Here is an 8,172-nt window from a genome sequence, read left to right as displayed (position 1 = left end):
GGCCTGCCGCCAGCGTTCAATCTGAGCCATGATCAAACTCTTCAATTTAAGTTTGATGCTCGTGAATTAAACTTCGTAATGAATTACGTATGTTCACTCAGAGACTTTGGTATTCATTTAGCGTCTTTCGACGTTTAGAATCCATGTCACTTTGAGTGCCCACACAGATTGTCTGATAAATTGTTAAAGAGCAGTGCAACGCGGCTTTCGCTCACCGTTGCGAGGTCCCGTATAATACGTTTTCCTCATTCAGAGTCAAGCGTTTAATTTCGCTTTTCTCTGTCGGCGTTCATCGCTGAACCCCTGCTGCTACGGCGGCTTGCGTGCCGTTGTTCCGTGTCAGTGGAGGCGCATTATAGGGAGTTCTCAGACGTTGACAACCCCTCTTTTAAAAAAAACTTTCAACCGCCTTTTTTTTGCTCAAAATCGTGCTACAGCGCTAGTTTTTCGAGCGTTTCAAAGCCATACCGACGTAAAACGGGCAAAAGTTGCACAGTCTCAGGCGTGAGCGCCATGCAAAAAGCAATATTCTCATCGCTGGATTTGGCATCCGGCGCTTCGTGCTCAAGTAACCAGGCTGTACGTCGGGCAATCGCGGCGCCAGAATCGACCAGACGTGTCCCCTCCGGTAATACCTCAAGCAGCTCTTCCTGTAATAGAGGGAAATGCGTGCAACCCAGTACAACCGTATCCGGCGGTTCAGCCATTCGCAGCCACGGTCGCAAAATGCGACGTAACTCTTCCAGCGACACCGGCTTACCGTGCAGCTTCGCTTCCGCCATTTGCACCAGTTCAGCAGAGCCGAGCATGGCTATCTGGCATTCATTGGCGAAACGGTCGATTAGCTCACGCGTATAAGGACGCTTTACCGTTCCGCGCGTGGCCAACAAGCCGACAACGCCATTGGCCGTCAGACGGGCCGCTGGTTTAATCGCAGGAACGACGCCTACAACCGGGAACGGGAATTTTTCGCGTAATGCAGGAAGGGAAACGGTGCTTGCGGTATTACAAGCAATCACGGCCAGCGCTAAAGGGTAACGCTGTTGTACGGCGGTGACGATTTCCACGACGCGCTCAACGATAAAGTCTTCGCTCTTTTCCCCATAAGGAAAAGCCACATTATCGAAGGCATAGATGTAATGAAGATCCGGCAGAAGATGCCGAATCTCATCATAGACCGAAAGCCCACCGACGCCGGAGTCAAACACCAGCACGGTGGGACGTGGATCAGAAGGTGTAGCTGCCAGACAAGGTGTATTCCCGTCCTGCAGTTTGGTAGCCATAAACTGTCTCGTAATCTTTATCGAACAGGTTGGCTATTTTACCACGAACTGTCAGGTGTGAGGTGACAGGATATGAAACTGCGACATCCCACAAACTTACACCGCCCATTTTCACTTCACGAGACGGGAAAGAGCTGAAGTCATCATCGTAACGCGTCCCCAGATAACGATAGGCAAGATTCCAGTCGAAATCCCACACCTGCGTATCCAGCTGGTATTTCACCTGCTGTTTGGAGCGGCGCTTCAGCACTTCGTTGGTTTTCGCATTGCGCGGATCAACATAATCGTAAGAGATTTGATGGCCGACAGGACCAGTATCAAACTGCGCCGTCGCTTCAATACCCTCAATTCGGGCCTTGTTGACGTTATAAGGGCGGTTGTTTGGATCGTAGCCCACCAGATTGTCGACATCGTTGCGATACGCACTCACACGCCAGCTCACTGGCCCCGTCAGACCTTCAAAGCCGCCTTCCCACTGCTTGCTCTCTTCAGGCTTCAAGTCTGGGTTGCCATACTTCTCACTATGGATCTGGCTCATGGTTGGTGCTTTATACGCAGTGCCGTAAGATCCGATAATGCGATAGCCTTCGACAAATTCCCACGCGGCGCTGGTTTGCCAGGTGCTGTGATTGCCAAAGTTAGAGTTATCGTCGTTACGCGCAGCCGCTTCAAGCGTGACGCTATCAAATTGCTGCATCGCGGAGAGGAACACGCCAGTGTTGCGCTGTTCAAAGCCATTTTTCAGGCTAGCCGTCCCCGCTTCGGTTTTCTGTTTCTGCCAGTCCAGACCTGCACCGATATTGCCGTGGCCAACGGTGAAGGTATTCATCCACTGCGTGGTGTACTGTTTCACATCATCCATGCTGGAGGATGCCGCATAGCGCCCTTTGCTCGGATCGTAGTTCAGATCTTTGCTGCGACCATAACCCGCCACCAGCTGAGACTGATAAATGCCCTGGTTATAGCGCAGCCCGGTGTCCCAGTTCTGGCTATACAGCTGACGGGTGTCCGGCGTACCGGTCATGTTGAAGTTATCGTCATAGCTATCATAGCCGTCATAGGCGGTACGGTTGTCATAGCCAAAGCCACGGAAGAAACCGCTCACGCTGTCAGTGATCTGCTGCTCCACGGAGCCGTACAGAGACTTACTCATAAAACCATCGCGATCCGGCTGACGCGGTGCGTCTTGCGCATCGATATCAAAACCACGGGTATAGGTATAGTTACCCGCCAGAGTGACTTTGGTTTTATCGAATACCTGCTGGAATGAACCGTCGTAGGACTGGTAGCCCTTCGACCCTACGCCCGCAGTGATCTCACCGCCAGGCTGATCTCGCCCGGTAATAATGTTGATCACGCCGCCAATTGCATCGGAACCATACAGCGCCGAACGAGGGCCACGAATGTATTCAATACGCTGGATGAGAGAGGTCGGGATTTGGCTGAGATCGGCAACGTTACTGATCCCGGCGTTGTTCAGCGGGATACCGTCAATCAGCACCAGAACGTGGCGTGATTCCGTTCCGCGTATAAAAGTAGAAGCGTTAGCCCCCATGCCACCGCTTTGGGCGATATCTACACCCGGTAAACGCTGCATAACTTCAACGACGCTTTTTGCCTGCCAGCGCTCGATATCTTCACGCGTTACAACAGACGTTGGCGCCAGAACGGTATTTGCCGGTTGCTCAAAACGGTTTGCTGTCACCACCAACGAGTCAGCGCTTTCCTGCGCCCAGCCCGAAAATGCCGTGACGGAAAGCGCCGTCATCAGCGATACTTTTTTAATCATTGTTAAAGCATCCACAATATAAGAAGGATGCCGCAGGCGTCATCTATAGCACGCGATGATGAAACCAAATGCGACGTAATACCGGCAGGTCTTCGGGCTTGGTGGCGTGTGCGGATGAAGACTTCCCACTCGAAAGCAGTGTCTACAACATTCATCCCGCCAGTCTTTACCGCTGCGCGTCAGCTCCAGATTTAAACTGGATTCCCTTTTCACTTAAAGGAGACCGGAAACAGAATGCTACAATTAGAAACGTATGGATGTCCAGACAGCTATGCATGATTAAATCTGGACATCCCCTGTACAGTGCTTACAATCCCCGCGAAATTGTTTACCACTCAGGATGCATCATGACCCCAGAACACCTCCCGACAGAACAGTACGACGCGCAGCTGGCAGAGAAAGTGGTCCGCCTGCAAAGTATGATGACGCCTTTCGCGGCGCCCGTTCCCGAGGTGTTCCGCTCGCCGGTCAGCCACTATCGCATGCGTGCCGAATTCCGCATCTGGCACGATGGCGACGACCTGTACCACATCATTTTTGATCAGCAGACCAAGTCGCGCATCCGCGTAAACAGTTTCCCGGCGGCGAGTGAATTAATTAACCAATTGATGACGCTGATGATCGACGGTGTGCGTGAAAACCCGATTTTGCGCCACAAACTGTTCCAGATTGATTACCTGACCACCCAAAGCAACCAGGCGATCGTCTCCCTGCTGTATCACAAAACCCTGAACGACGAATGGCGCCAGGAAGCGGAGGCACTACGCGACGCGCTGCGGGCGCAGAACATTAATGTGCATCTGATTGGCCGGGCGACCAAAACCAAAATCATGCTCGATCAGGACTATGTTGATGAACGTCTGCCGGTGGCCGGTAAAGAGATGATTTATCGCCAGGTCGAGAACAGCTTCACCCAGCCGAACGCGGCGATGAACGTGCAGATGCTGGAGTGGGCGCTGAGCGCCACCGAAGGTTCAACGGGAGATTTGCTCGAACTGTACTGCGGAAACGGCAACTTCTCGCTGGCTCTGGCGCGCAACTTTGAGCGCGTTCTGGCTACCGAAATCGCGAAACCGTCCGTGGCTGCGGCGCAATACAACATTGCAGCAAACCACATCGAGAACGTGCAGATTATCCGTATGGCGGCAGAAGAGTTTACTCAGGCGATGAACGGCGTGCGTGAATTCAACCGGTTGCAGGGAATCGATCTGAAGAGCTATCAGTGTGAGACGATTTTCGTCGATCCGCCGCGCAGTGGGCTGGACAGCGAAACCGAGAAGATGGTGCAGGCGTATCCGCGGATTCTGTACATCTCCTGCAATCCGGAAACCTTGTGCAAGAATCTGGAAACATTAAGCCAGACACACAACGTTGAACGTCTGGCTCTGTTCGATCAGTTCCCGTATACGCACCACATGGAGTGCGGCGTGCTGTTAACGGCGAAGTAACCAACTTTCATAGGGTCGTAGGCCGGATAAGCGAAGCGCCATCCGGCATTTTTTGGCAGGTGGCGCTACGCTTACCTGCCCTACAAAACCCAAAAAACCACAAAACCCGTTATTCCTGGATCTGATGCTTACGGTTACGCATCTTGATGCCAATCCAGAACACCAGCGCTACGGACAGCACCGCCGGCAGGAAGTTAGAGCCGATATCCGGATACTCTGCACGCACCACAGTGCTATACAGCAGAACACCCAGAATAAAGAACGCGGCAGCCAGGCCCGGTAAACCGACCGGCATGGTGCGATTCTGATAGCGCTGATGCAGACAGTAAACCGTCAGCACCAGCGCAATAATCGGAAAGATTGAAAACGGCACAATCGAGCTAAACACCGCTGCAAACGTTCCGTTGATAGACAAGCCAGCGATCAATGCCAGCAACAACGTACCCTTATCCTGCCCTGACTGTTTCATGACTCACTCACCTTCGTCGATGTGATGCGCCGACTTTTCTTGTTCCCGGCGGTACCAGTAATACGCCCCTTTGGAAATCATCCGCAGCTGCAATACCAGTCGCTCTTCGAGTTGTTTGCGTTGCTCAACGCCTACATCCAGTGCTTCGGCACCCGCACTGAAAACAATGGTCACCATCGCCTCGGCCTGCGCTTCCGTGAAGGCTCGCGGCATATGGTTTTCGATTTCGAGATAGTCGGCAAGTTCCGCAATAAAATGCTGAATTTCGCGCGCCACGGCGGCACGAAACGCGGCCGATGTCCCCGACCGTTCGCGCAGTAACAGGCGAAAGGCGTTAGGGTTGTTGCCGATAAATTCCATAAAAGTCGATACGGACGTGCGGATCACGCTACCGCCTTTAGCGATACGCTGACGCGCCTGGCGCATGAGCTGGCGCAGCATCAGGCCGCTCTCATCCACCATGGTCAGACCCAGTTCATCCACATCACGAAAATGACGATAGAAGGACGTTGGCGCAATTCCGGCCTCTCGCGCAACTTCGCGCAGGCTCAAACTGGCAAAACTTCGCTCAGCACTCAGTTGACTGAATGCCGCTTCCACCAGCGAACGCCGGGTTTTCTCTTTTTGTTGTGCTCTTACGCCCATCACAATAGTTGAATCCTTCCAAAGGCCTTCAGGCACTATACCAGAGAATAAAATTAATCTGTTTGCATCGCTTTGTGAATGATTGTTTACGCGAGGTTTGTGCTCCACAGCCCGAAAAGAGCACAACGATAATTGGGTTATCCCGCTAATGATGTTACTATTCTGTTGCTTTTATGTATAAGAACAGGTAAGCCTTGCCATGTCACACACCTACGATTACGACGCAATAGTTATTGGTTCCGGCCCCGGCGGCGAAGGCGCTGCTATGGGGCTGGTGAAACAGGGAGCCAGAGTAGCGGTCATTGAGCGCTACCATAATGTTGGCGGCGGTTGCACCCACTGGGGTACCATCCCGTCCAAAGCCCTCCGCCACGCCGTTAGCCGCATTATTGAATTTAACCAGAACCCTCTTTACAGCGACCATTCCCGACTTCTTCGTTCTTCCTTTGCCGACATCCTTAACCATGCTGATAACGTCATTAATCAGCAAACGCGGATGCGCCAGGGGTTCTACGAACGCAACCACTGCGAAATATTGCAAGGTGACGCGCACTTTGTTGACGAACATACGCTGGCACTTAAATGCCAGGACGGTTCCGTCGAAACGATCACCGCCGAGAAATTTGTCATCGCCTGTGGCTCACGTCCGTACCATCCGACCGACGTCGATTTTTCCCATCCGCGCGTGTACGACAGCGACTCGATCCTGAGCCTGCACCACGAACCGCGCCACGTGCTGATCTACGGTGCAGGGGTGATTGGCTGCGAATATGCGTCCATCTTCCGTGGAATGGACGTGAAAGTGGATCTGATCAACACCCGCGACCGTCTGCTGGCGTTTCTCGATCAAGAGATGTCTGACTCGCTCTCCTACCACTTCTGGAACAGCGGCGTGGTCATTCGCCACAACGAAGAGTACGAGAAAATCGAAGGCTGCGATGACGGCGTGATCATGCACCTGAAATCCGGCAAAAAACTCAAAGCCGACTGCCTGCTGTATGCCAATGGCCGTACGGGTAACACCGATTCGCTGGCGCTGGAAAATATCGGTCTGGCGACCGACAGCCGTGGTCAGTTGAAGGTCAACAGCATGTACCAGACCGCCCTGCCGCATATCTATGCTGTGGGTGACGTGATTGGTTATCCGAGCCTGGCATCTGCCGCTTACGATCAGGGCCGCATTGCCGCACAGGCACTGGTCAAAGGCGAAGCCACCGCCCATCTGATCGAAGATATTCCGACCGGGATTTACACCATTCCGGAGATCAGCTCGGTCGGCAAAACCGAACAGCAGTTGACGTCAATGAAGGTGCCTTACGAGGTGGGTCGTGCGCAGTTTAAGCATCTGGCGCGGGCGCAAATCGTGGGAATGAGCGTGGGAACGCTGAAGATTTTGTTCCATCGCGAGACCAAAGAGATCCTCGGTATTCACTGTTTCGGTGAACGCGCGGCGGAAATCATTCATATCGGTCAGGCAATCATGGAGCAAAAAGGTGGCGGTAACACGATCGAGTACTTCGTTAACACCACCTTCAACTACCCGACGATGGCTGAAGCCTATCGGGTAGCGGCGCTGAACGGCTTAAACCGCTTGTTTTAACGCACCATCAAAGTGGCCATCCATCGAACTACGGATGGCCTCTGCCAGCTGCTCATAGCGGCTGCGCAGCGGTGATCCTGGACGATAAACCAGACCTATGGTACGACGCGGTTCAGGCTTGATGCACGGCAGATAGACCACACCATCACGTTTACGCTCGCGCGGTACGGCCAGCGCAGGCAGCAGCGTAATACCACTTCCCGCCGCGACCATATTGCGCAGCGTTTCCAGGCTGGTTGCGCGGAAATGGGTATCTTCATCCGCACCCGCTTCAAAGCAGAAGCCCATCGCCTGATCGCGCAGGCAGTGGCCGTCTTCCAGCATCAACAGCTTTTCGCCCGCCAGATCGGACATCGGCACACGATCGCGATTCGCCCACGGGTGATCCTCATAGATCGCCAGCATCATCGGCTCATCAAACAGCGGCACTTCGATAAAGGCTTCGCTTTCTTTGACCAGCGCCAGAATGGCACAGTCGAGCTTACCGCTATCCAGCTGCGCCAGCAGTTGATGGGTCTGGGCTTCGTGCAGATACATTTCGAGTTTCGGGAAGGTCTGGTGCAACATCGGAATAATTTGCGGCAGCAGGTACGGGCCAACGGTTGGGATCAGGCCAATATGCAGCGGGCCGGACATGGCTTCCCCCTGCTGGCTTGCCATTTCCTTGAGCACTTTGACCTCGCGCAGCACGGTGCGCGCCTGATCCACCAGCAGCAAACCGGCCTGGGTGAACAGCACTTTACGACTGGTGCGCTCCAACAGCATCACGCCCAGCTCATCCTCAAGCTTGCGGATTTGACCGCTCAGCGTGGGCTGGCTGACGTGGCAGGAATCTGCCGCGCGGCGAAAATGACGATGCTCAGCTAACGCTACCAGGTATTCAAGATCACGAATATTCATTATTCATCCTCCGTCGCCACGATAGTTCATGGCGATAG

General features: G+C 53.5%; 7 protein-coding genes and 1 riboswitch. Of the genes, 2 read left to right on the top strand and 5 right to left on the bottom strand.

The window, feature by feature from the left end; genetic code table 11:
- Nucleotides 1-431: 431 nt before the first annotated feature.
- Together murI and btuB are read right to left on the bottom strand one after the other, a co-directional pair.
- A complete protein-coding gene (murI, locus tag C3708_RS19465; protein WP_095283921.1) occupies nt 432-1,283 on the bottom strand; it encodes a glutamate racemase in 852 nt (283 codons plus the stop codon).
- Nucleotides 1,228-3,072, bottom strand: a complete 1,845-nt coding sequence (btuB, locus tag C3708_RS19460) for a TonB-dependent vitamin B12 receptor BtuB (RefSeq protein ID WP_095283922.1) — start codon at nt 3,070-3,072, stop codon at nt 1,228-1,230. Before btuB ends, murI begins: the two co-directional genes overlap by 56 nt.
- Before the next feature lie 65 nt (nt 3,073-3,137).
- A riboswitch (cobalamin riboswitch) is annotated at nt 3,138-3,315 on the bottom strand.
- 104 nt (nt 3,316-3,419) lie between these two features.
- Between btuB and trmA the strand changes: the two genes are divergently transcribed.
- Entirely contained in the window at nt 3,420-4,520 is a 1,101-nt protein-coding gene (gene trmA / locus C3708_RS19455; RefSeq protein WP_103950023.1) for a tRNA (uridine(54)-C5)-methyltransferase TrmA, read from the top strand.
- 109 nt (nt 4,521-4,629) lie between these two features.
- Here the strand turns inward: trmA and C3708_RS19450 are convergent, their stop codons facing one another.
- Nucleotides 4,630-4,989, bottom strand: coding sequence for a YijD family membrane protein (locus C3708_RS19450; RefSeq protein ID WP_095283924.1), 360 nt, complete (start codon nt 4,987-4,989; stop codon nt 4,630-4,632).
- A 3-nt stretch (nt 4,990-4,992) separates the two neighbouring features.
- Complete coding sequence (gene fabR, locus C3708_RS19445; RefSeq protein WP_123429959.1) at nt 4,993-5,637, bottom strand: HTH-type transcriptional repressor FabR; 645 nt, start codon at nt 5,635-5,637, stop codon at nt 4,993-4,995.
- 196 nt (nt 5,638-5,833) lie between these two features.
- Between fabR and sthA the strand changes: the two genes are divergently transcribed.
- Nucleotides 5,834-7,234, top strand: a complete 1,401-nt coding sequence (gene sthA / locus C3708_RS19440; protein WP_095283926.1) for a Si-specific NAD(P)(+) transhydrogenase — start codon at nt 5,834-5,836, stop codon at nt 7,232-7,234.
- Here sthA and oxyR read toward each other — a convergent pair.
- Nucleotides 7,217-8,134 (bottom strand): DNA-binding transcriptional regulator OxyR, encoded by a 918-nt coding sequence (gene oxyR, locus C3708_RS19435; RefSeq protein WP_095283927.1) that lies wholly within the window; start codon nt 8,132-8,134, stop codon nt 7,217-7,219. The two genes, sthA and oxyR, sit on opposite strands and share 18 nt — an antisense overlap.
- Nucleotides 8,135-8,172 lie beyond the last annotated feature (38 nt).

Origin of the sequence: Lelliottia sp. 7254-16 (assembly GCF_002922995.1) — a bacterium.
In the GTDB taxonomy this organism is placed as follows: Bacteria; Pseudomonadota; Gammaproteobacteria; order Enterobacterales; family Enterobacteriaceae; genus Enterobacter; species Enterobacter jeotgali.
The sequence above is the reverse complement of the archived record's forward strand: the minus strand, read 5'-3'. Positions and strand labels throughout refer to the sequence as shown.

Bases quoted from the DNA above. Each gene is read 5' to 3' on its own strand.
- murI (WP_095283921.1), bottom strand. From the start codon at position 1,283: ATGGCTACCAAACTGCAGGACGGGAATACACCTTGTCTGGCAGCTACA.
- trmA (WP_103950023.1), top strand. From the start codon at position 3,420: ATGACCCCAGAACACCTCCCGACAGAACAGTACGACGCGCAGCTGGCA.
- oxyR (WP_095283927.1), bottom strand. From the start codon at position 8,134: ATGAATATTCGTGATCTTGAATACCTGGTAGCGTTAGCTGAGCATCGT.
- C3708_RS19450 (WP_095283924.1), bottom strand. From the start codon at position 4,989: ATGAAACAGTCAGGGCAGGATAAGGGTACGTTGTTGCTGGCATTGATC.
- sthA (WP_095283926.1), top strand. From the start codon at position 5,834: ATGTCACACACCTACGATTACGACGCAATAGTTATTGGTTCCGGCCCC.
- btuB (WP_095283922.1), bottom strand. From the start codon at position 3,072: ATGATTAAAAAAGTATCGCTGATGACGGCGCTTTCCGTCACGGCATTT.